Genomic DNA, 21,669 nt, shown 5'->3' on the forward strand with positions numbered 1-21,669 from the left:
TGTTGGCGTTTATCTTCTGTCAGTCTTCATCCAGGCCGGTTTGATGCCGTATGAATAAACAGAACATTTGCCTGGGAGGAGCGGCTTATTAAACCGCTTTTCGCCAAGGGCCCTTCACTGGGCGTCCGCCTGTTGGTGCTGGCCGTGTTGTCGGTTGCGCTGATGGTGGTCGATGCCCGCTTTGATCTGCTCAAGCCTGCGCGCAAACAAGCGTCGCTCGTGCTGATGGATGCCTACTGGATCACCGACCTGCCCGGACGGCTGTGGGACGGTATCGCCAGCCAGTTCGGCAGTCGCACCGAACTCATCGCCGAAAACGAAAAACTCAAGACCGAAAACCTGCTGTATCAGGGCCGCATGCAGAAGCTTGCCGCACTGACCGAGCAGAATGTTCGGCTGCGCGAGTTGCTCAACTCTTCAGCGCTGGTCAACGAAAAGGTTGAAGTAGCCGAGTTGATCGGCATGGACCCCAACCCCTTCACCCACCGCATCATCATCAACAAAGGTGAGCGCGACGGCGTGGTCCTCGGTCAGCCGGTGCTCGATGCACGCGGTCTGATGGGGCAGGTGGTCGAGTTGATGCCGTACACCTCCCGTGTATTGCTGCTGACCGACTCAACTCACAGCATTCCTGTGCAAGTGAACCGTAACGGTTTGCGGGCGATCGCCAGCGGTACCGGCAACCCGGAACGTCTGGAACTACGCCACGTCGCCGACACGGCGGATATCAAGGAAGGCGATTTGCTGGTCAGCTCTGGCCTCGGTCAGCGTTTTCCGGCGGGTTACCCGGTGGCGACGGTCAAGGAAGTGATCCACGATTCCGGTCAACCGTTCGCAATCGTTCGCGCCGTGCCGACTGCTGCGTTGAACCGTAGTCGCTACCTGCTGCTGGTGTTCAGTGACTCGCGTACCGCCGAGGAGCGCGCCAACGACGCCGCGCAGGCTCAGGAAGCTCTGGATGCCCATGGCGGCGGTCCTATGCAGCCGGCCAACGTTTCGCGACCGCTGGTCATGCCGGCGCCTGCCGCAACGCCAACCGCCGAACAGGCACCCGCCGCCACAGTGCCCGCCGCGACGCCGGTCAAGCCTGGCGCGAGCAAGCCGCCGGCGACTGCTCCGACGGCGACAAAGCCACCGGCTTCTGCGCCAGCAGCCAGCAAACCGCCCGCCAAACCGCCGGCGACGGCGCCAGTCACCGCTGGGGGACGAGAATAATGGTCGGTGTAAAAGCCTCTCGAAATGGCTGGATGGTCTGGCTGACGTTTGTTATCGGCTTGTTGCTCAGTGTCTCGCCGTTGCCGATCTTCATGGAAATACTGCGTCCGCTGTGGCTGGCGTTGCTCCTGACGTTCTGGGCGCTGTACATGCCGCAGACGGTCGGCATGGTCACGGCGTTCTGCCTGGGTCTGGCCGAAGACGTGCTGCAGGGTGATCTGTTCGGGCAGAACGCGCTCGTCCTCTCGCTGATCACTTTCCTGGTGCTGTCACTGCAACAACGCTTGCGAATGTTCCCGATGTGGCAACAGTGCCTGGTGATCCTGGTGATCTTCGGCCTCGCACAACTGGTGCAGTTGTGGCTCAGTGCATTGACCGGCAACCGTCAGCCGACTCTGGCGCTGGTCTTGCCGGCACTGGTCAGCGCCTTGCTCTGGCCCTGGATCAGTTTCGCCCTGCGTGGATTGCGCCGCCGCTACAAAATCAATTGATCCGGTGAAGCAGGGCACTGAACAGGGAGACGTTTTGATGAAGCCGCTTTACCTCGCCTCTGGATCGCCGCGTCGGCGTGAGTTGCTCACGCAGATCGGCGTTCCGTTCTCCGCCATCAGCGCGGATATCGATGAAACCCCGTTGCCCGAAGAATCGCCATCGGCCTATGTCGAGCGCCTTGCGCGCGGCAAGGCTGAGGCCGGCCGGCGCACGGTCGTGTCCGGCCAGGCATTCTGCGTGTTGGGTGCCGACACCGCGGTGGTGCTGGACGGCAAAATTCTTGGCAAACCGGTGGACGAAGCCGATGCATGCGCCATGCTGATGATGTTGTCCGGCAAGGAGCATGAAGTGCTGACGGCGATTGCCGTGCTCGAAGGTGAGCGCTGCGACTCGCGGGTGGTACGCAGTCTGGTGCGGTTCCGGCCGATCAGCCGCGAAGAGGCCGCTGCCTACTGGGCCAGCGGCGAGCCCCGGGACAAGGCCGGTGGATACGGCATTCAGGGGCTCGGCGCGGTATTTGTCGCGGGGCTCAATGGCAGTTATTCGGCGGTGGTCGGGTTGCCTGTTTGCGAAACCGCAGAACTGTTGGGCCATTTCGGCATACCCTGTTGGCAAAACCTGAACGCGCAATAAGCGTCGTACGAACAAGATGCGGCCATTATCGTGAACATGCCTGAACGAGATCCTGCCATGAGTGAAGAGATTCTGATCAACATCACGCCGATGGAGTCGCGCGTGGCGGTGGTCGAAAACGGTGTGCTGCAAGAAGTCCACGTCGAGCGCACGCAAAAACGCGGGATCGTCGGCAACATCTATAAAGGCAAGATTGTCCGGGTGCTGCCGGGTATGCAGGCAGCGTTCGTCGACATCGGTCTGGATCGTGCGGCGTTCATTCATGCTGCGGAGATTTCTCTGCGCGAAGGCCCAGCGGTGGAAAGCATCAGCGCGCTGGTGCACGAAGGTCAGAGCCTGGTGGTGCAGGTCACCAAAGACCCGATAGGCTCCAAAGGCGCGCGGTTGACCACGCAATTGTCGATTCCGTCGCGCTACCTGGTGTACATGCCGCGTACCGCCCACGTCGGTATTTCGCTGAAAATCGAAGACGAAGCCGAGCGCGATCGCCTTAAGCAGGTGGTCACCGATTGTGTGGCCAAAGAAGGCATCAAGGAGGCTGGCGGCTTTATTCTGCGTACCGCCGCTGAAGGCGCCGGGGCCGATGAGATCCTTATGGACATCCGCTATCTTCGGCGCCTGTGGGATCAGATCAACGAACAGATCAAAACCATATCTGCGCCGAGTGTGATCTACGAAGACCTCGGTCTGGCCCTGCGCACGCTACGTGACTTGGTCAATCCGAAGATCGAGAAAATCCGCATCGATTCCCGGGAAACCTTCCAGAAAACCACGCAGTTCGTCGCCGAACTGATGCCTGAAATCGCCGATCGTCTGGAACATTACCCGGGCGAGCGGCCGATTTTCGATTTGTACGGCGTCGAAGACGAAATCCAGAAAGCGCTTGAGCGCAAGGTACCGCTGAAATCCGGTGGCTATCTTGTGGTCGATCCGGCGGAAGCCATGACCACCATCGACGTCAATACCGGGGCATTCGTCGGTCATCGCAATCTGGAAGAAACCATCTTCAAGACCAATCTCGAAGCGGCCACTGCGATTGCCCGGCAGATGCGTCTGCGCAATCTGGGCGGGATCATCATCATCGACTTCATCGACATGGAAGATGAAGAGCATCAGCGCCAGGTGTTGCGTACGTTGGAGAAACAGCTGGAGCGCGATCACGCCAAGACCAACATCATCGGGATTACCGAGTTGGGCCTGGTGCAGATGACCCGCAAGCGTACCCGCGAAAGCTTGGAGCAAGTGCTGTGCGAACCGTGCAGCAGTTGTCAGGGTCGCGGCAAGCTGAAGACTGCGGAAACCATCTGTTACGAGATTTTCCGCGAGATACTTCGTGAAGCCCGAGCCTATCAGGCCGAGGGTTATCGCGTGCTGGCGAACCAGAAAGTGGTCGACCGACTGCTCGACGAAGAGTCCGGCAACGTTGCCGAGCTTGAAGGGTTTATCGGGCGCACCATTCGCTTCCAGGTGGAAACCATGTATTCCCAGGAACAATATGACGTGGTGCTGCTCTGAACCCCTGCGTTATCTTTTTTCCACAGCGGCTGGCCTCAGCTTTTCGCAGTATTTTTGCCATGGGAGCCAACTGACATGGACCGTCTGACACGCATTTTGGCCGCACTCACCCGCTGGGGGCTGGGCCTGTGCGCGTTGGTTCTGGTGTTGATGGCGTTGTACGTCAGTCTTGGTCGCGAGCTGACCCCGTTGGTGGCCGAGTACCGCACAGACATCGAAGACAAGGCCAGTGCAGCCCTCGGCATGTCGTTGCAGATTGGCGAGCTGGAGGGTAATTGGAGCGGGTTCGCGCCGATCCTGCTGGCCCATGATGTGATGGTCGGCGACGGTGCCAATGCCCTGCGTCTTGATCGAGTGCGTGCAGTACCCGATCTGTGGGCCAGTCTGTTGGCCCGCGAAGTGCGCATCGCTCATCTGGAACTCAATGGCCTGAAAATCAGCCTCAAGGAATCCGAGGACGGCACCTGGGCGCTGGAAGGCTTGCCGGTGCAGAAGGATCAACCGTTCGATCCCGAGCAACTGTTCAAGCGCTCGCAAATGATTCAGCAACTGTCGGTGCTCGACAGTCAGGTGACCTTGCAGCCACTGGATCACGCGCCGATGACCCTCACCTACGTCGGCCTCAACCTGAAAACCGGTGCCAGTCGTCAGCGTATCGATGCACGTTTGACCCTGCCTGATGGCCAACCCGTTGCACTGAACCTGCGAACTCGAATCCGCCCCGGCCAATGGCAAGACAGCGCGATAGAAGGCTATGCCAGCCTGCCGCAAAGTGATTGGTCGAAGTGGCTGCCAGAGCGCCTCACTCAACAATGGAATTTCTCCGAGATCAAGGCCGGCGGCGAGCTCTGGGTGAACTGGGCCGAGGGCGCGCTGCAAAGTGCGGCGCTGCGTTTGAACGCACCGCAAGTGACTGGCGCCTACGCCGAGCGCAAGCCGATCCAGATCAACAATCTGGCGCTCAACGCCTACTACAAAAACAGTGCCAACGGCGCGACCGTCACCCTAGATTCGCTGGCGATGAACTTCGGCGAAACCCGTTGGGAGACGCGCGTGCAAGTGCAGCAGACGCGCGCCACTGACAAGGTCGACGAACTCTGGCATTTGCAGGCAGATCGTCTCGATCTCACCCCGATCACCCCGTTACTCAATGCGTTGGGGCCGTTGCCGCAAGGCTTCGCCACGGTGGTCGAGCGCCTGAAAGTGACCGGTGGGCTGCGCAACGTGTTGCTGGATTTCCGCCCGAACGCCACTGACGGTACGAAATTCGGCTTTGCCGCCAACCTCGATCGTGTCGGTTTTGATGCCTATCACGGCGCCCCTGCGGCGCGAAATGTCAGCGGCAGCCTCAGCGGTAATCTCGATGGTGGCGAGTTGCGCATGGACAGCAAGGATTTTGTCCTGCACCTCGATCCGATCTTCGCCAAGCCCTGGCAATACATTCAGGCCAACGCACGGCTCACCTGGAAACTGGATAAAGACGGCTTCACCCTGATCGCGCCTTACCTGAAGGTACTGGGCGAGGAGGGCAAGATTGCCGGCGACTTCCTCATTCGCCTGCATTTCGATCACAGCCAGGAAGACTACATGGACTTGCGGGTCGGTCTTGTCGATGGCGACGGCCGCTACACCGCCAAGTATTTGCCCGAAGTGCTGAGCCCGGCGCTCGACGAATGGCTGCGCACCGCGATTCTCAAAGGCGCGGTGGATCAGGGCTTCTTCCAGTACCAAGGTTCGCTGAGCAAAAATGCCGGCGAGGCCGACCGCAGCATCAGCCTGTTCTTCAAGGTGCATGACGCCGAACTGGCCTTCCAGCCGGGCTGGCCGCATGTGAGCAAGGTCAGTGGTGACGTGTTCATCGAAGACAGCGGCGTGCGGATCTGGGCCAGCAAGGGCCAGTTGCTCGATACGCAGGTCAGTGATGTTTTCGTCAATATTCCCCATGTTCCGTCGGGTCAGAACACCCATATGTTTCTCGACGGCGCATTTGCCGGTGGTCTGGGTGACGGGCTGAAGATCCTGCAGGAAGCACCGATCGGCACCGCCGACACCTTCGCCGGCTGGGAAGGCTCGGGCGATCTGCAAGGCAAGCTGAAACTGGATATTCCGCTGGCCAAGGGAGACCAGCCGAAAATTCTCGTCGACTTTAAAACCGCCAATGCGCGGCTGAAACTGGCCGAACCGAAACTGGAGCTGACGCAACTCAAGGGCGACTTCCGTTTCGACAGCGCCAAGGGGCTCAGCGGGCAGAACATCGCAGCTCGGGCGTTCGACAAACCGGTCACCGCGCAAATCTTTGCCGATGGCAGCCCCGGTAAGCTCAGAACCCGAGTGGCCGCTTCGGGACAGGTAGAGGTCAAGAAACTCACTGACTGGCTCGGCGTGACTCAGCCGTTACCGGTGACCGGGACGATTCCCTATCAGCTGCAACTGAACCTCGACGGCGCCGACAGCCAGTTGATGGTCAGCTCCAACCTCAAAGGGGTGACCGTCGACCTGCCCGCACCGTTCGGTATGGCAGCCGATGTCGGTCGCGACACGGTCTTCCGCATGACTCTGCAAGGGCAGGAGCGGCGTTACTGGGTCAATTACGATCAACTGGCCAATTTCACCTTTGCCGCACCACCGACGAATTTCGCTGACGGGCGCGGCGAGTTGTTTCTCGGTGCAGGCGAAGCTGTGCTGCCGGGCGCCAAGGGCTTGCGTATTCGCGGCGTGCTGTCGGAACTGGACGTTGCGCCGTGGCAGGACCTGGTCAACAAATATGCCGGACAGGACCCGGGCGGCAGTGCCAAGCAACTGTTGAGCAGTGCTGACTTCAAGATCGGCAAGCTCACGGCGTTCGGCACCACGCTGGATCAGGCCTCGGTTCAGGTCAATCGCAAACCGGGGGCGTGGAATCTGGCGCTCGACAGTCAACAGGCCAAAGGCACTGCCAGCCTTCCGGACGCGAAAAGCACACCGCTTGCGGTGAATCTGCAATACGTGCGACTGCCGGCGCCGGATCCGACGGTACAGGCCGACGAAAATTCACCAGACCCGTTGGCGTCGGTGGATCCATCGAAAATTCCGGCGCTGGATATCACCATCAATCAACTGTTCCTCGGCCAGGATCTGGTCGGTGGCTGGTCGCTCAAAGTGCGCCCGACCGCCAAAGGCATCGCCCTGAACAACCTCGACATGGGCCTCAAAGGCATTCTGTTGCAGGGCAACGGTGGCTGGGAAGGCGCGCCAGGGTCGACCAGCAGTTGGTTCAAGGGCCGGATTGGCGGCAAGAATCTGGCCGACGTGCTCAAGGGCTGGGGCTTTGCGCCGAGCGTGACCAGTGAAGAGTTCCATATGGACGTCGATGGCCGCTGGCCGGGTTCGCCGGCATGGCTGGCGACCAAACGCTTCTCCGGCACCCTCGATGCGTCGCTGAACAAGGGCCAGTTTGTCGAAGTCGAGGGCGGTGCGCAGGCACTGCGGGTGTTTGGGCTGCTGAACTTCAACTCCATCGGCCGCCGCTTGCGTCTGGATTTCTCCGACCTGTTCGGCAAAGGCTTGAGCTACGACCGGGTCAAGGGACTGCTGGTTGCCAGCAACGGTGTGTATGTCACGCGGGAACCGATTCGCCTGACCGGGCCGTCGAGCAACCTCGAACTGAACGGTACGCTGGATCTGGTCGGTGATCAGGTCGATGCCAAATTGCTGGTGACCTTGCCGGTGACCAATAACCTGCCGATTGCCGCGCTGATCGTCGGTGCCCCGGCTGTCGGCGGTGCGCTGTTCCTCATCGACAAGTTGATCGGTGACCGTGTGGCACGTTTTGCCAGTGTGAAATACACCGTCAAAGGCCCGTGGAAAGAACCGAAAATCACGTTCGACAAGCCTTTTTGAACAGCCAGGCCTTGAGACGATGGAGTAGCATGGCCGCATATGTCTTGCGGAGTTCGCCATGTCTTTAGCGGTCATTCAAATGGTCAGCCAGAGTGACGTGCTGGCCAATCTGGCTCAGGCTCGGCGCTTGCTCGAACAGGCTGCGGCCGGTGGCGCGAAGCTGGCCGTGTTGCCGGAAAACTTCGCTGCCATGGGCCGTCGCGACATCGCTGACATCGGTCGCGCTGAAGCATTGGGCGAAGGTCCGATCCTGCCATGGTTGAAACAGACGGCCCGCGACCTCAGGTTATGGATAGTCGCCGGCACGTTGCCGCTACCACCCATCGATCAACCGACGGCCAAGTCGCATGCATGTTCGCTGCTGATCAACGATCAGGGCGAAACCGTTGCGCGGTATGACAAGCTGCACCTGTTTGATGTGGATGTGGCAGACAATCGCGGGCGTTACCGCGAATCCGATGACTATGCTTATGGCGGTGGTGTGGTGGTTGCGGATACACCGGTCGGCAAAGTCGGTCTGACCGTGTGTTATGACCTGCGCTTTCCGGAGCTGTACAGCGAATTGCGTGCCGCCGGTGCCGAGTTGATTACGGCACCTTCAGCCTTTACCGCGGTGACCGGCGCGGCGCATTGGGATGTGCTGATTCGCGCGCGGGCCATCGAGACTCAGTGTTACGTGTTGGCGGCAGCACAGGGCGGGACCCATCCGGGACCGCGGGAAACCTTCGGGCATGCGGCGATCGTCGACCCGTGGGGGCGTGTGCTGGCGCATCAGGCTCAAGGCGAAGCGGTGCTGTTGGCCGAACGCGATAGCGACGAACAGGCGTCCATCAGGGCGCGAATGCCGGTGACGCGTCATCGGCGGTTTTTCTCTCAGGGCGCACAGCGACCTGCTTCAGAACATGAATTTAAGGCCTAAACCATGAGCGAGTTGTTGTCCTCAGTCAGTGATCACCTTTTGGCGCCCGGCGGCGTGACGATCGAGAGCCTGCAAGGCGTGCTCGGCGATCTGGCCGGCCCGGGCATCGATGCTGCCGACCTGTATTTCCAGGGCCAGATCTCCGAGTCCTGGGCGCTGGAAGACGGCATCGTCAAGGAAGGCAGCTTCAACCTCGATCAGGGTGTCGGCGTGCGTGCGCAGTCCGGTGAGAAAACCGGTTTCGCCTACAGCAACGCGATCACTCTCGAAGCCCTCGGCGCTGCGGCGCGTGCAGCACGCTCGATTTCCCGTGCCGGGCAAAACGGCACGGTGCAGGCGTTCTCCACACAAGACGTCGCCCAGCTGTATGCGCCGGACAATCCGCTGGAAGTGCTGACCCGCGCCGAGAAAGTCGAACTGCTCAAGCGCATCGACGTCGCCACTCGCGCCCTCGATCCGCGCATCCAGCAAGTCAGCGTGAGCATGGCCGGGGTCTGGGAGCGGATTCTGGTGGCGTCCACCGACGGCGGACTGGCGGCGGATGTCAGGCCACTGGTGCGCTTCAACGTCAGCGTCATCGTTGAGCAGAATGGTCGTCGCGAGCGCGGCGGCCATGGCGGCGGCGGGCGTACCGACTACCGTTATTTCCTTGCTGAAGACCGTGCCATGGGCTATGCCCGTGAAGCGCTGCGTCAGGCGCTGGTGAATCTGGAAGCCATTCCGGCACCGGCCGGTACTTTGCCGGTGGTGTTGGGTTCGGGCTGGTCTGGCGTACTGCTGCACGAAGCAGTCGGCCACGGTCTGGAAGGCGACTTCAACCGCAAGGGCAGTTCGGCCTACAGCGGGCGCATGGGCGAGATGGTCGCCTCGAAACTCTGCACCATCGTCGATGACGGCACCCTGAGCGGGCGTCGTGGATCGCTGAGTGTCGACGACGAAGGCACCCCGACCGAATGCACCACGCTGATCGAAAACGGCGTACTCAAGGGCTACATGCAGGACAAGCTCAACGCGCGCCTGATGGGCGTCGCCCGTACCGGCAACGGTCGTCGTGAATCCTATGCGCATCTGCCGATGCCACGGATGACCAACACCTACATGCTCGGCGGCGAAAGCGATCCGGCGGAAATCATCGCTTCGGTGAAGAAAGGCATCTACTGCGCCAACCTTGGCGGCGGTCAGGTCGACATCACCAGCGGCAAGTTCGTGTTCTCCACCAGTGAGGCTTATTTGATCGAGGACGGCAAGATCACCGCACCGGTCAAAGGCGCGACGTTGATCGGCAACGGTCCCGAGGCGATGAGCCGGGTGTCGATGGTCGGTAACGATCTGGCGCTGGACAGCGGTGTGGGGACGTGTGGCAAGGATGGGCAGTCGGTGCCGGTGGGTGTTGGCCAGCCGACGCTGAAAATCGATGCGATCACCGTGGGTGGCACGGGCGCATAAGATGAGGTGGAGCTGCGGGTGGCGCACAGGGCGACCACCCGATGACGAATATCAACGCAGACCGCGTTGAGTCTCGTCCAGCTCACGGATGTACTTGAAGATCTTGCGGCTCGATGCAGGAGGTTTGTTTTGCGCAACCTCATGCTGGGCCTGACGGATCAGGGAACGCAATTGCTGGCGATCGGCGTCCGGGTACTCGACGACGAATTTCTCCAGCACGGCATCGTCGCCCGCGATCAGGCGATCACGCCAGCGTTCGAGATTGTGGAAACGCTCGTTGTACTGGCGAGTCGAGGCATCCAGTTGATCGAGCAGCGTCAGAATCGCGTCAGTGTCCTGATCGCGCATCAGCTTGCCGATGAACTGCAAGTGCCGTTTACGCGCGATGTTCGCGGTGTGCTTGGGCGCATCGGCCAAGGCACGGCGCATCGCGTCGGTCAGCGGCAGTTTTGCGATCAAGTCAGGCTTGAGTGTTGTAAGGCGCTCGCCGAGGTCAACCAGAGCATGCAGCTCGCGTTTGACCTGAGATTTGCTTTTTTCTCCCGTATCGAGGGAGTCGTCGTAAGAATCAACCATGGTGGCAGTCCGCAAAGAAACGCCGCCATGATAACCAGTCGGGGGCCGCTTGTCCGGCCCGGTCGCTCGATGACCCCAGCCGAAAGCAGAATTTGAGTGGAGATGAGCATGAGTGCAGTTCAAAGCGTCGGCCCGCAGGCATTGCCGGCACTGCAGGAACAAGTCGAGCAGATCATCGCCGAAGCCAAGCGTCAGGGCGCCAGTGCCTGCGAAGTCGCGGTGTCGCTGGAGCAGGGGCTGTCCACATCGGTACGTCAGCGCGAGGTCGAAACCGTCGAGTTCAACCGCGATCAGGGCTTTGGCATCACGCTGTATGTCGGCCAGCGCAAAGGCTCGGCCAGCACGTCCGCCACCGGGCCTGATGCGATTCGCGAAACGGTCGCCGCTGCACTGGCCATCGCCAAGCACACGTCCGAAGACGAAGCGTCAGGTCTGGCCGATGCCGCCCTGATGGCCAAGGATCAGCAGGATTTCGATCTGTTCCACGAATGGGATATCACCCCGGAGCAGGCCATCGAGAAGGCATTGCTCTGCGAAGCAGCGGCGTTTGATGCCGATGCACGAATCAAGAACGCCGACGGCACTACGCTCAGCACCCATCAGGGTTGCCGCGTTTACGGCAACAGCCACGGTTTTATTGGTGGCTATGCGTCGACCCGGCACAGCCTGAGCTGCGTGATGATCGCCGAGGCTAATGGCCAGATGCAGCGTGATTACTGGTACGACGTGAACCGTCAGGGCACTTTGCTCGCTGACCCGGTGAGCATTGGCCAACGTGCCGCGCAACGGGCGGCGAGCCGTCTGGGCGCACGTCCGGTGCCGACTTGCGAAGTCCCGGTGCTGTTTTCTGCAGAACTGGCGGGTGGGTTGTTCGGTAGCTTCCTGTCGGCGGTTTCCGGCGGAAGTCTTTATCGCAAATCGTCTTTCCTGGAAGGCACGCTAGGGCAGAAACTGTTCCCGGAATGGCTGACCATCGACGAGCGTCCGCACCTGATGCGCGCCATGGGCAGTGCTTCTTATGACGGTGATGGCCTGGCAACTTACGCCAAACCGTTCGTCGAAAAAGGTGAGCTGGTGTCGTACATCCTCGGCACTTATTCCGGGCGCAAACTCGGCATGCCTAGCACCGCCAACGCCGGCGGCGTGCACAACCTGTTTGTCACCCATGGCGATGAAGACCAGGCTGCATTGCTGCGTCGCATGGGTCGTGGGCTGTTGGTCACTGAGTTGATGGGCCATGGTTTGAACATGGTCACTGGTGACTATTCTCGCGGGGCGGCGGGTTTCTGGGTCGAGAACGGCGAGATCCAGTTCGCGGTGCAGGAAGTGACCATCGCCGGCAATATGCGCGACATGTTCAAGCAGATTGTCGCCGTGGGCAATGATCTGGAGTTGCGCAGCAATATCCGCACCGGTTCGGTGTTGATCGAACGGATGACGGTTGCGGGCAGCTAAACCCAGTCCCGTAACTCCAAAAGGCGCGCCATCCGATCGGGTGGCGCGCCTTTTTTATGCCTGCCACAACGACGGCTCCTAAAAAAGGCACTCTTGTTTTGGTTCTCATTATCATCTAATAATGAATCTCATCTCCGAACGAGTCCCGGATCATGAGTTCTGCCTTGCATGAGCAGCCGTACCTCGAAAGCTGGCGCTGGATGAGTCGCCAGATCCGTTGCGCGATGGATCCCGACGAACCGCGCCTGATCGAACACTATCTGGCCGAAGGCCGGTATCTGGCCTGCTGTACCGCAAGTTCCCCGTGGACTATCGCTGAAACCTCGTTCCGTCTGCTGCTCGACACGGCCACCGACATCGCCTTGCCGTGGCACTGGCGCAGCCTCTGCCTCGATCAAGCCTGGCGCCCGTTGCGTGAAATGGAGCGCCTGTCGCTGTGCAATTGCCGGCTCAAACGCTGGCAGCGTTACACCTGGCAACTGGCGACCTGCGAGTTGCAACCCTCGATTCCTCTCATTGAACTGGTGCAAGGATTTACTGATGACCAAGACTCGTATTGAGCGCGACAGCATGGGCGAACTGCAGGTGCCGGTGGACGCTCTCTACGGCGCGCAAACCCAGCGTGCAGTGGATAACTTCCCGATCAGCGGCAAGCCGATGCCGGCGCAATTCATCCGCGCGCTGATTTTGGCCAAAGCCGCCGCCGCCCGGGCCAACGTCGAACTCAACCAGATCAGTGCCGCCCAGGGCAAAGCCATCAGCGACGCCGCCCAAGGCCTGCTCGAAGGCGACTTCATGAAGCATTTCCCTGTGGATATCTTCCAGACCGGGTCCGGCACCAGCTCCAACATGAACGCCAACGAAGTGATCGCCACGTTGGCCAGCCGTCTTCTCGATGAGCGAGTCAATCCGAACGATCACGTCAACTGCGGGCAGAGCAGCAACGACATCATCCCGACCACCATCCACGTCAGCGCCTCGCTAGCGTTGCACGAACAACTGCTGCCGGCGCTGCTGCACCTGGTGCAAGTCATCGAGCACAAAGCCGGGCAAGTGCATCACCACGTCAAAACCGGGCGCACGCATTTGATGGACGCGATGCCTGTGCGCATGAGCCAGGTACTCAACGGTTGGGCGCAACAACTCAAGGCCAACATCGGCCATCTGCAAGACCTGTTGCCAAGCCTGCAATCCCTGGCGCAGGGCGGCACGGCGGTGGGCACTGGCATCAATGCGCATCCTGAATTCGCCGCGCGTTTCAGCCGCCAGTTGAGCCAACTCACCAACGTGCAGTTCACCCAAGGCAAAGACCTGTTCGCGCTGATCGGCTCGCAGGACACCGCCGTCGCCGTCTCCGGGCAACTCAAGGCGACCGCTGTGTCGCTGATGAAAATTGCCAACGATCTGCGCTGGATGAACTCTGGCCCGCTCGCCGGCCTCGGTGAAATCGAACTTGAAGCTCTGCAACCGGGCTCCTCGATCATGCCGGGCAAGGTGAATCCGGTGATCCCGGAAGCCACCGCCATGGTCGCAGCCCAAGTGATCGGCAACGATTCGGTGATCACCATCGCCGGCCAGTCGGGCAACTTCGAACTCAACGTGATGCTGCCGATCATCGCTCAGAACCTGCTGAGCAGCATCGAACTGCTGGCCAACTCCAGCCGCCTGCTGGGCGACAAGGCTATCGCCAGCTTCAAGGTCAATGAGTCGCGGCTCAAGGAAGCGCTGTCGCGTAACCCGATTCTGGTCACCGCGCTCAATCCGATCATCGGGTATCAAAAAGCCGCCGAAATTGCCAAGCAGGCCTACAAGCAGGGTCGCCCGGTGATCGACGTCGCCTTGGAACACACCGACCTGTCGCGCAGCCAACTGGAAGAGTTGCTCAACCCCGAGAAACTCACCGCCGGCGGCGTGTAATCACCGCAACCGCTTTGGAGGTTCACCATGGAGCACTGGAAACGCACGATCGAACGGGCCAATCGCTGCTTCATGCTGGGAGAGCTGATTGACGCCCGTGAGGCTTACCTGCAAGCCCTGGCCCTGGCGCAAGTCTTGTTCGAACGCTGGGCAGATGCCGACGAAGCGGTGGCGGCCTGTGTCATCTCCCATCACAACCTGGCGGATCTGCACCTGTGCCTGAATCAGCCGGAGGAGAGCGCCGAATATCTTTGCGCGATCCATCAGCGGCTGTTGCAGACCATGCAGGACGAACGTTTGCGCCCGGCCTTGCGTGAGGCGGCGTTGCGCCAAAGCAGCAAGACCTACGTCGAGTTATTGAATTTCATCAGCGAGCACGGCGAATACCCGCGCACTCAGCGCCTGCTGCACCCGGATACCGGCAATGCGCGCCGCGCGCCTGCCCCACATCATCATGGAGTCCACTGAAATGGCTTTTACCTTGCCTGCCTTGCCCTACGCCTACAACGCCCTGGAACCGCACATTGATGCGCAGACCATGGAAATCCACTACACCAAGCATCACCAGACGTACATCAACAACCTGAACGCGGCAGTCGAAGGCACCGAATATGCCGAGTGGCCGATAGAAAAACTGGTGGCCAGCGTCCAGCAATTGCCGGAAAAACTCCGTGCGGCGGTAATCAATCAGGGCGGCGGTCACGCCAACCATTCGCTGTTCTGGGAAGTCATGGTGCCAAATGGCGGCGGTAAGCCGGACGGTGCACTGGCCAAGGCCATCGATGAACAATTGGGTGGTCTCGACAGTTTCAAAGAGGCATTCACCAAAGCTGCACTGACCCGTTTCGGCAGCGGTTGGGCGTGGCTCAGCGTTACCCCGGAGAAGACCCTGGTTGTGGAAAGCAGCGGCAACCAAGACAGCCCGCTGATGAGTGGCAACACGCCGATTCTCGGTCTGGATGTCTGGGAACACGCCTACTATCTGCGCTACCAGAACCGCCGCCCGGAATACATCAATGCGTTCTACAACGTGATCAATTGGCCTCAAGTTGCTGCGCGTTATCACGCCGCACTGGTTTAAGTCTTCTATAAAAACAATCCAAGGCTGACTATGGGCACTGAAACACTGGCGATCGGAAGTGGGCGTATGTTTCGTTACGCAGTGGGATCGCTGTTGCTGTTAGCGGGTATGACTTTGCTGGTCGCCCACGGACTGGAATGGCTGAACCTGGAGCCGCGGCTGTCAAGGGCGTTGCAGGGCGGTGCGATCTGCGCCCTGGGAACGGCACTTGGTGCTGTGCCAGTGCTGGTGATTCGCAACATGCCGCAGGCACTAGGCGATACGTTGCTCGGTTTCGGTGCCGGGGTGATGCTGGCAGCGACGGCTTTTTCGTTGATCGTCCCGGGCATTGCCGCTGCCGAAAGCCTTGGTTTGGCACCTTGGGCAGCCAGCGGCCTGATCTGCTTCGGCATCATGCTCGGCGCATTCGGCCTGTACCTGGTTGATCGCAGGGTCTCTGGCGCCTCACCCGAAATGCTCATCGGCACAGTCGAGCACCCGGTGATTCCACCGCGGATCTGGCTGTTTGTGTTCGCCATCATTGCCCATAACATTCCGGAGGGCATGGCGGTCGGCGTGTCGGCCGGTGGTGGTATGCCCGATGCTGACAGTCTGGCCATGGGCATCGCGTTGCAGGATGTGCCGGAAGGTCTGGTGATCGCGCTGGTGCTGGCCGGTGCAGGGATGTCGCGGGTCAAAGCGTTTTTGATCGGTGCGGCGTCAGGGCTGGTCGAGCCGGTGTTTGCGCTGCTCTGTGCGTGGCTGGTCAGCTTGGCGCAGGTGCTGTTGCCCTTGGGCCTGGCGCTGGCGGCGGGAGCGATGTTGCTGGTGGTGACCCACGAAGTGATCCCCGAGTCGCGACGCAATGGTCACGACAAACTGGCCAGCCTTGGGCTTTTGATCGGATTTTGTCTGATGATGGTGATGGACACGGCGTTGGGTTGAAGCAGATCAAAAGATCGCAGCCTTCGGCAGCTCCTACAGGAAAAGCATTCCAATGTAGGAGCTGCCGAAGGCTGCGATCTTTTGACTTTGGCTATTAACCGCCTTCATCGAAGTAGTTGTTGATCAACGCTACCAGCGCATCCAGAGCTTCCCGTTCCTGATGTCCTTTGGTACTCAAATAGATTTTGGTGCCTTTGCCCGCAGCCAGCATCATCATCGCCATGATGCTTTTGCCATCCACGGTGGACTCTGGTGTCCGGCCCACTCTGATCGTGCAATCCGGATACTGACCGGCGACCCCGACAAACTTGGCTGACGCACGGGCATGCAAACCCAGTTTATTGATGATTTCGATTTCCAGAGCAGGCATCGCGGTGTGAATCCTTTAAGTGAGGTCGCGGTGGCGAACCTGGACGTTCTTCAGGGTTTTCTGCAGGGCCTGACCCAGACGTTCGGTCAGGTAGACGGAGCGGTGATGTCCGCCGGTGCAGCCAATGGCAATGGTGACGTAGGCGCGGTTGCTCGCGGCGAAGCGCGGCAGCCATTTGTGCAGGTAGCCGAAAATGTCCTGAAACATTTCCTCGACTTCCGGCTGTGCCGCCAGGTACTCGGCCACTGGCTCATCAAGACCGGATTGCGCGCGTAACTCTGGCTTCCAGTACGGATTGGGCAGGCATCGCACGTCAAACACCAGATCGGCGTCGACTGGCATGCCGCGCTTGAAACCGAATGACTCGACCAGAAACGCCGTACCGGGCTCCGGCTGGTTCAGCAAACGAAGCTTGATGGTATCGCGCAGCTGGTACAGGTTCAGATTGGTGGTGTTGACCTTGAGGTCGGCAAGATCGGCAATCGGGCCGAGCAGGGCGGTCTCATCGTTGATGGCTTCAGCCAGTGACCGATTGGCGGTGCTCAGCGGGTGCCGACGACGGGTTTCCGAGAAACGTTTGAGCAGAGTTTCTTCGTCAGCGTCCAGATACAACACATCGCACTGGATGTGGCGGCTGCGGACTTCTTCCAGCAACTCGGGGAAGCGTGACAGATGACTCGGCAGATTACGCGCATCGATCGACACTGCCACCAGCGGTTGTGCCAGTTCAGTATGAATGAGTGCGCGCTCTGCGAGTTCCGGCAGCAGGCCCGCCGGCAAATTGTCGATGCAGTAGTAGCCGTTGTCCTCAAGGACATTCAACGCCGTACTTTTGCCCGAGCCGGAACGGCCACTGACGATGATCAAGCGCATGATTAGAGCCCGCTTTGTTCGTCCACGACGACCTGATACAAGGCTTCGTTGCTCGAAGCACTACGCAATTTTTCGCGAACGTCCTTGCGATCAAGCATGCTGGCGATCTGACGCAGCAATTCCAGATGCGCATCGGTCGCAGCTTCAGGCACCAGCAATACGAACAGCAGGTCAACCGGAGCACCGTCGATGGCGTCGAAATCGATTGGGGCTTCAAGGTGCATCAAGGCGCTGATAGGCGATTGGCATCCCTTGAGGCGGCAGTGAGGAATGGCGATGCCGTTGCCGAAACCGGTGGAACCGAGTTTCTCACGAGCGATCAGGGCCTCGAAGACATCTTGCATCTCCAGAGCCGGCACTTCGCGGGCGATCAGATTGGCAATCTGTTCGAGGGCTTTCTTTTTACTGCCGCCCGGCACGTTCACGAGGGAACGGCCGGGGGTCAGGATACTTTCAAGTCGGATCATGGAGTGGGGGGTTATCGACCGGTCGCGCCCTGGAGCAGGCTCTGGGTCTTTTCCTTATGCTTTTTGAGTTGTTTATCCAGCTTGTCGGTCAGGGCGTCGATCGCGGCGTACATATCGGTATGTTCCGCGTTGGCGACCACTTCACTGCCGGGAATATGCAAGGTGGCTTCGATTTTCTGCTTCAGCTTTTCGACACACATCGTGACTTGCACGTTGGTAATCTTGTCGAAATGGCGCTCCAATCGTTCGAGTTTCTCGTTGATGTAGGTGCGCAGAGGTTCGGTCACTTCCAGTTGGTGTCCACTGATGTTGACTTGCATACAGCTTCTCCTTCGTTGCCAGTGCATAAAGCGGCAGGCCGAAAAGCCTGCCACTGGAACGCTGTAACGTGGCTTACATCAACCGCTTGCGTTCGCTGGAAGGCGCGATCCCTAGGGACTCGCGGTACTTGGCGACGGTGCGGCGAGCCACCTGAATGCCTTGTGCCTCCAGTAAACCAGCGATCTTGCTGTCACTCAACGGCTTTTTCTGATTTTCCGCGGCAACCAGTTTTTTGATGATCGCGCGGATCGCCGTGGACGAGCATTCACCGCCTTCGGAGGTGCTGACGTGGCTGGAAAAAAAGTATTTCAATTCATAGATACCGCGCGGTGTATGCATGAATTTTTGCGTGGTCACCCGGGAAATCGTCGACTCGTGCATGCCGACCGCTTCAGCGATGTCATGCAGGACCAGCGGCTTCATGGCTTCATCGCCGTATTCCAGAAACCCGCGCTGATGCTCAACGATCTGGGTGGCAACTTTCATCAGGGTTTCGTTGCGGCTTTGCAGGCTCTTGATGAACCAGCGCGCTTCCTGCAACTGATTGCGCATGAAGGTGTTGTCGGCGCTGGTATCGGCGCGTCGCACGAAGCCGGCGTACTGGGCGTTGACCCGTAGGCGAGGCACCGACTCCTGATTCAGCTCGACCAGCCAGCGCTCGTTGTCCTTGCGCACGATGACGTCCGGTACGACGTACTCGGCTTCAGTCGATTCGATCTGCGAGCCCGGGCGCGGGTTGAGGCTCTGCACCAGCTCGATGACCTGACGCAACTCGTCTTCCTTGAGCTTCATGCGCCGCATCAACTGGCTGTAATCGCGGCTGCCCAGCAGGTCGATATAATCGGTGACCAGACGTTTCGCTTCGGCCAGCCAAGGCGTCTTGGCCGGCAACTGGCGTAGTTGCAGCAGCAGGCATTCGCCAAGATTGCGGGCGCCGATGCCGGCAGGCTCGAATTGCTGGATGCGGTGCAGAACGGCTTCGATTTCGTCCAGCTCGATGTCCAGTTCCGGATCGAACGCTTCGAGGATCTCTTCGAGGGTTTCGTCCAGATAGCCCTGATTGTTGATGCAATCGATCAGGGTGACGGCGATCAGTCGATCGGTGTCGGACATCGGCGCGAGGTTAAGTTGCCACAGAAGGTGGCTTTGCAGGCTTTCGCCGGCGGAGGTACGGGTGGTGAAGTCCCACTCGTCATCGTCGCTGCTGGGCAGGCTGCTGGCGCTAGTCTGGTAGACGTCTTCCCAGGCCGTATCGACCGGAAGCTCGTTGGGGATGCGTTCGCTCCAGTCGCCTTCCTCTAGGTTATCCACCGTCGGGGCGGTTTCCTGATAGGAGGGTTCCTGGATCTCGGTGTTGGGCTTCTGTTCAGCGTTGTCGGCCAGAGGATCGGAGTTGTCGAAGTCGTCGCCTTCTTCCTGGCGTTCGAGCATCGGATTGGATTCCAGGGCCTCCTGGATTTCCTGTTGCAGATCCAGGGTCGACAATTGGAGCAGGCGGATAGCCTGTTGCAGCTGCGGTGTCATCGTCAGCTGCTGGCCCATTCTCAAGACTAGCGATGGTTTCATGGCAGGGGCTTAACACCTTATTCGCCGGCGCTATGCGCCATCCACTACAGGGCGCCGGAGCGCCAAACTTAAGCAAATTATATGCCTGAAACTGAAGTGTTTGCCTAGAGCGCTGTAACAATTAAAGCGTATTAAATTCTGCTTGAATCGATACAGCGCCCGGGCGGCTCACTCGGCACTAACAGGCTTACAGGCGGAATTCATGGCCCAGATACACTTCCTTGACCAGATCGTTGGCCAGGATGGTTTCTGCATCGCCTTCGGCAATCAACTGACCGTCGTTGACGATATAGGCGGTTTCGCAGATGTCCAGCGTCTCACGGACGTTGTGGTCGGTGATCAGAACACCGATGCCCTTGGCCTTGAGATGATGGATGATCTGCTTGATGTCGCCGACCGAGATCGGGTCGACACCGGCGAACGGTTCGTCGAGCAGGATGAATTTCGGTGCTGTCGCCAGGGCGCGGGCGATTTCCACCCGTCGGCGTTCACCACCGGACAGGCTCATGCCGAGGTTGTCGCGAATGTGGCTGATGTGGAATTCCTGCAGCAGGCTTTCCAGCTCCTTGCGACGGCCGGCCTTGTCGAGTTCCTGACGGGTCTCGAGGATGGCCATGATGTTGTCGGCCACCGACAGTTTGCGGAAGATCGACGCTTCTTGCGGCAGATAGCCGATACCCGCCTTGGCGCGACCGTGCATCGGCTGGTGGCTGACGTCCAGATCATCGATCAGCACACGGCCTTGATCGGCCTGTACCAAGCCGACGATCATGTAGAAGCACGTGGTCTTGCCGGCACCGTTGGGGCCGAGCAGGCCGACGATCTGGCCACTGTCGATCGACAGGCTGACGTCACGCACGACCTGTCGGCTTTTATAGGCCTTGGCCAGGTGCTGAGCTTTCAGAGTTGCCATTACTGGGTTTTCTCTTCGGTTTTCTTCTTCGGCTGGATCACCATGTCGATGCGCGGACGCGCTTCGGTGACTTTGCTGCCGGTAGCGCGGCCGGCGCTGGCCAGTTTCTTCACGGTGTCGTAGACGATTTTCTCGCCCTGGGTGGTGTTGTTGTCCTTGTCGACAACCTTGGCTTTATCGATCAGCACGACGCGATTTTGCGCAGCGTGGTACTGGATCGTCACGCCCCAGCCCTGAACAGGTTTGGTATCGCCAGCGGTTTGCAGTTGCTCGAAGTAGGCCAGGTTGCCCACCGATGTCACCACGTCGATGTCACCGGTCGGGGTACGGGTGATGGTTACGGTGTTGCCGGTAACCTTCATCGAACCCTGGGTGATGATCACGTCGCCTTTATAAGTGGCAACGCCATTCTTGTCGTCCAGCTGGGCATCGTCGGCCTGAATGCGGATTGGCTGCTCTTGATCGTTCGGCAGAGCCCAGGCGCTCACGCTTCCCAGTGCTGCGCCCAGACTGAGCAAAATAGGGAGGGTTTTAACGAGCCTCATACTGTCCTCTTACGTTCGATTGCAGGTGTATCCTGCTTTCCTTCAGATACGCTTTCATTCCTACGCCAGTCGATACACCGCCAGCGCCGTCGATTCTAACGGGTTGCGCGGTCTGCGCATATTCCTGCTGCGGGAACACCGTCATGCGAGTGGACGTGATCAGGGTGGCGCGGTTCTTTTCATCGGTGCGCTTGATGCGTACTGAGTCGATCAGCTCGACTTCGGTGCCGCCCGAGTTCACTTCGCCGCGTTCGCTGGTCACGTGCCACGGGAAATCTGTGCCGCGGTACATGTTCAGGTCAGGCTTGGTGACCAGCGTGATGTCGGTCGCCTTGACGTGCTCGGCCTTCTCGGAGGTCATTTCATACTGCACTTTGCCGTCCGGAAGATATTGCACGGTGTGGGTGTTGGTCGCATACCAGTCGATAGGCGTTTCTACGGAGGAAACCGCAGGCTTGTCGAGGAAGCGTTCCGGGCTGATGTTCCAGTAGCCGACCGCAGCGAATATCGCGGCGATGCAACCGAACAGCAGGAAGTTACGAAATTTTTTGCTGAACATGGT

The 21,669-nt window shown here is 59.6% G+C and carries 22 protein-coding genes; 13 read left to right on the plus strand and 9 right to left on the minus strand.

The genetic code is table 11. The annotated features are described in order from the left end of the window. Window positions 1–87: 87 nt before the first annotated feature. The 7 genes from mreC to tldD all read left to right on the plus strand — a co-directional run bounded on the left by mreC (window position 88) and on the right by tldD (window position 10,099). On the plus strand, window positions 88–1,215 hold the full coding sequence (mreC, locus tag ACA043_RS04180; protein ID WP_497659618.1) for a rod shape-determining protein MreC: 1,128 nt from the start codon (window positions 88–90) through the stop codon (window positions 1,213–1,215). Next, a complete protein-coding gene (gene mreD / locus ACA043_RS04185) occupies window positions 1,215–1,706 on the plus strand; it encodes a rod shape-determining protein MreD (RefSeq protein ID WP_187676767.1) in 492 nt (163 codons plus the stop codon). The genes mreC and mreD overlap by 1 nt, the downstream gene beginning before the upstream one ends. Before the next feature lie 37 nt (window positions 1,707–1,743). Continuing rightward, complete coding sequence (locus tag ACA043_RS04190; protein WP_401271457.1) at window positions 1,744–2,340, plus strand: Maf family protein; 597 nt, start codon at window positions 1,744–1,746, stop codon at window positions 2,338–2,340. 57 nt (window positions 2,341–2,397) lie between these two features. Continuing rightward, window positions 2,398–3,855 carry a ribonuclease G gene (gene rng, locus ACA043_RS04195; RefSeq protein WP_305441406.1) on the plus strand — a complete coding sequence of 486 codons (1,458 nt, stop codon included), beginning with the start codon at window positions 2,398–2,400 and terminating at the stop codon, window positions 3,853–3,855. 75 nt (window positions 3,856–3,930) lie between these two features. Then, window positions 3,931–7,734 (plus strand): YhdP family protein, encoded by a 3,804-nt coding sequence (locus tag ACA043_RS04200; protein ID WP_497658664.1) that lies wholly within the window; start codon window positions 3,931–3,933, stop codon window positions 7,732–7,734. 58 nt (window positions 7,735–7,792) lie between these two features. Then, a complete protein-coding gene (locus ACA043_RS04205; protein ID WP_497658665.1) occupies window positions 7,793–8,653 on the plus strand; it encodes a carbon-nitrogen hydrolase family protein in 861 nt (286 codons plus the stop codon). Between the two features lie 3 nt (window positions 8,654–8,656). Then, window positions 8,657–10,099, plus strand: coding sequence for a metalloprotease TldD (gene tldD / locus ACA043_RS04210; protein ID WP_064387936.1), 1,443 nt, complete (start codon window positions 8,657–8,659; stop codon window positions 10,097–10,099). 51 nt (window positions 10,100–10,150) lie between these two features. Here the strand turns inward: tldD and yjgA are convergent, their stop codons facing one another. Beyond that, window positions 10,151–10,675: a ribosome biogenesis factor YjgA gene (gene yjgA / locus ACA043_RS04215; RefSeq protein WP_007915377.1), complete on the minus strand. Its 525-nt coding sequence runs from the start codon at window positions 10,673–10,675 to the stop codon at window positions 10,151–10,153. A 102-nt stretch (window positions 10,676–10,777) separates the two neighbouring features. Here yjgA and pmbA point away from each other — a divergent pair, with 102 nt between their 5' ends. The 6 genes from pmbA (at window position 10,778) to ACA043_RS04245 (ending at window position 16,052) form a co-directional block, all read left to right on the plus strand. Beyond that, on the plus strand, window positions 10,778–12,130 hold the full coding sequence (pmbA, locus tag ACA043_RS04220) for a metalloprotease PmbA (protein ID WP_187676772.1): 1,353 nt from the start codon (window positions 10,778–10,780) through the stop codon (window positions 12,128–12,130). 152 nt (window positions 12,131–12,282) lie between these two features. Beyond that, on the plus strand, window positions 12,283–12,690 hold the full coding sequence (locus ACA043_RS04225) for a FagA protein (RefSeq protein ID WP_497658666.1): 408 nt from the start codon (window positions 12,283–12,285) through the stop codon (window positions 12,688–12,690). After that, entirely contained in the window at window positions 12,671–14,047 is a 1,377-nt protein-coding gene (locus tag ACA043_RS04230; protein WP_497658667.1) for a class II fumarate hydratase, read from the plus strand. Before ACA043_RS04225 ends, ACA043_RS04230 begins: the two co-directional genes overlap by 20 nt. Before the next feature lie 27 nt (window positions 14,048–14,074). After that, window positions 14,075–14,515 (plus strand): DUF2753 family protein, encoded by a 441-nt coding sequence (locus ACA043_RS04235; RefSeq protein ID WP_497658668.1) that lies wholly within the window; start codon window positions 14,075–14,077, stop codon window positions 14,513–14,515. A 1-nt stretch (window position 14,516) separates the two neighbouring features. After that, the gene (locus ACA043_RS04240) at window positions 14,517–15,128 is read left to right on the plus strand and encodes a superoxide dismutase (protein ID WP_489879280.1); all 612 of its coding nucleotides are present in this window, start codon (window positions 14,517–14,519) and stop codon (window positions 15,126–15,128) included. Between the two features lie 30 nt (window positions 15,129–15,158). Further along, on the plus strand, window positions 15,159–16,052 hold the full coding sequence (locus tag ACA043_RS04245) for a ZIP family metal transporter (protein ID WP_497658669.1): 894 nt from the start codon (window positions 15,159–15,161) through the stop codon (window positions 16,050–16,052). A gap of 94 nt (window positions 16,053–16,146) precedes the next feature. Here the strand turns inward: ACA043_RS04245 and ACA043_RS04250 are convergent, their stop codons facing one another. The 8 genes from ACA043_RS04250 to lptC form a co-directional block, all read right to left on the minus strand. After that, window positions 16,147–16,422 carry an HPr family phosphocarrier protein gene (locus ACA043_RS04250; protein WP_497616454.1) on the minus strand — a complete coding sequence of 92 codons (276 nt, stop codon included), beginning with the start codon at window positions 16,420–16,422 and terminating at the stop codon, window positions 16,147–16,149. Window positions 16,423–16,437: 15 nt separating this feature from the next. After that, window positions 16,438–17,295, minus strand: a complete 858-nt coding sequence (gene rapZ / locus ACA043_RS04255; protein WP_401271477.1) for an RNase adapter RapZ — start codon at window positions 17,293–17,295, stop codon at window positions 16,438–16,440. A 2-nt stretch (window positions 17,296–17,297) separates the two neighbouring features. Beyond that, a complete protein-coding gene (ptsN, locus tag ACA043_RS04260) occupies window positions 17,298–17,762 on the minus strand; it encodes a PTS IIA-like nitrogen regulatory protein PtsN (protein ID WP_497658670.1) in 465 nt (154 codons plus the stop codon). Between the two features lie 11 nt (window positions 17,763–17,773). Next, window positions 17,774–18,082, minus strand: coding sequence for a ribosome hibernation-promoting factor, HPF/YfiA family (hpf, locus tag ACA043_RS04265; RefSeq protein WP_187676780.1), 309 nt, complete (start codon window positions 18,080–18,082; stop codon window positions 17,774–17,776). A 73-nt stretch (window positions 18,083–18,155) separates the two neighbouring features. Next, a complete protein-coding gene (locus ACA043_RS04270; RefSeq protein WP_489879229.1) occupies window positions 18,156–19,649 on the minus strand; it encodes an RNA polymerase factor sigma-54 in 1,494 nt (497 codons plus the stop codon). A 187-nt stretch (window positions 19,650–19,836) separates the two neighbouring features. Next, window positions 19,837–20,562 carry an LPS export ABC transporter ATP-binding protein gene (gene lptB, locus ACA043_RS04275; protein ID WP_008085069.1) on the minus strand — a complete coding sequence of 242 codons (726 nt, stop codon included), beginning with the start codon at window positions 20,560–20,562 and terminating at the stop codon, window positions 19,837–19,839. After that, window positions 20,562–21,107 (minus strand): lipopolysaccharide transport periplasmic protein LptA, encoded by a 546-nt coding sequence (gene lptA, locus ACA043_RS04280; protein WP_008085067.1) that lies wholly within the window; start codon window positions 21,105–21,107, stop codon window positions 20,562–20,564. The genes lptB and lptA overlap by 1 nt, the downstream gene beginning before the upstream one ends. Next, window positions 21,094–21,666, minus strand: a complete 573-nt coding sequence (gene lptC / locus ACA043_RS04285) for an LPS export ABC transporter periplasmic protein LptC (RefSeq protein WP_187676783.1) — start codon at window positions 21,664–21,666, stop codon at window positions 21,094–21,096. Before lptC ends, lptA begins: the two co-directional genes overlap by 14 nt. Between the last annotated feature and the right edge of the window lie 3 nt (window positions 21,667–21,669).

Source organism: Pseudomonas sp. LBUM1648, from assembly GCF_059716145.1.

Excerpts from the sequence above, each read along its gene's own strand:
- ACA043_RS04240 (WP_489879280.1), top strand. The coding sequence starts at position 14,517 with ATGGCTTTTACCTTGCCTGCCTTGCCCTACGCCTACAACGCCCTGGAA.
- ptsN (WP_497658670.1), bottom strand. The coding sequence starts at position 17,762 with ATGATCCGACTTGAAAGTATCCTGACCCCCGGCCGTTCCCTCGTGAAC.
- yjgA (WP_007915377.1), bottom strand. The coding sequence starts at position 10,675 with ATGGTTGATTCTTACGACGACTCCCTCGATACGGGAGAAAAAAGCAAA.
- lptA (WP_008085067.1), bottom strand. The coding sequence starts at position 21,107 with ATGAGGCTCGTTAAAACCCTCCCTATTTTGCTCAGTCTGGGCGCAGCA.
- rng (WP_305441406.1), top strand. The coding sequence starts at position 2,398 with ATGAGTGAAGAGATTCTGATCAACATCACGCCGATGGAGTCGCGCGTG.
- ACA043_RS04270 (WP_489879229.1), bottom strand. The coding sequence starts at position 19,649 with ATGAAACCATCGCTAGTCTTGAGAATGGGCCAGCAGCTGACGATGACA.
- lptC (WP_187676783.1), bottom strand. The coding sequence starts at position 21,666 with ATGTTCAGCAAAAAATTTCGTAACTTCCTGCTGTTCGGTTGCATCGCC.
- ACA043_RS04200 (WP_497658664.1), top strand. The coding sequence starts at position 3,931 with ATGGACCGTCTGACACGCATTTTGGCCGCACTCACCCGCTGGGGGCTG.
- lptB (WP_008085069.1), bottom strand. The coding sequence starts at position 20,562 with ATGGCAACTCTGAAAGCTCAGCACCTGGCCAAGGCCTATAAAAGCCGA.
- pmbA (WP_187676772.1), top strand. The coding sequence starts at position 10,778 with ATGAGCATGAGTGCAGTTCAAAGCGTCGGCCCGCAGGCATTGCCGGCA.
- ACA043_RS04230 (WP_497658667.1), top strand. The coding sequence starts at position 12,671 with ATGACCAAGACTCGTATTGAGCGCGACAGCATGGGCGAACTGCAGGTG.
- rapZ (WP_401271477.1), bottom strand. The coding sequence starts at position 17,295 with ATGCGCTTGATCATCGTCAGTGGCCGTTCCGGCTCGGGCAAAAGTACG.
- ACA043_RS04235 (WP_497658668.1), top strand. The coding sequence starts at position 14,075 with ATGGAGCACTGGAAACGCACGATCGAACGGGCCAATCGCTGCTTCATG.
- ACA043_RS04245 (WP_497658669.1), top strand. The coding sequence starts at position 15,159 with ATGGGCACTGAAACACTGGCGATCGGAAGTGGGCGTATGTTTCGTTAC.
- mreD (WP_187676767.1), top strand. The coding sequence starts at position 1,215 with ATGGTCGGTGTAAAAGCCTCTCGAAATGGCTGGATGGTCTGGCTGACG.
- ACA043_RS04225 (WP_497658666.1), top strand. The coding sequence starts at position 12,283 with ATGAGTTCTGCCTTGCATGAGCAGCCGTACCTCGAAAGCTGGCGCTGG.
- ACA043_RS04250 (WP_497616454.1), bottom strand. The coding sequence starts at position 16,422 with ATGCCTGCTCTGGAAATCGAAATCATCAATAAACTGGGTTTGCATGCC.
- hpf (WP_187676780.1), bottom strand. The coding sequence starts at position 18,082 with ATGCAAGTCAACATCAGTGGACACCAACTGGAAGTGACCGAACCTCTG.
- ACA043_RS04190 (WP_401271457.1), top strand. The coding sequence starts at position 1,744 with ATGAAGCCGCTTTACCTCGCCTCTGGATCGCCGCGTCGGCGTGAGTTG.
- ACA043_RS04205 (WP_497658665.1), top strand. The coding sequence starts at position 7,793 with ATGTCTTTAGCGGTCATTCAAATGGTCAGCCAGAGTGACGTGCTGGCC.
- tldD (WP_064387936.1), top strand. The coding sequence starts at position 8,657 with ATGAGCGAGTTGTTGTCCTCAGTCAGTGATCACCTTTTGGCGCCCGGC.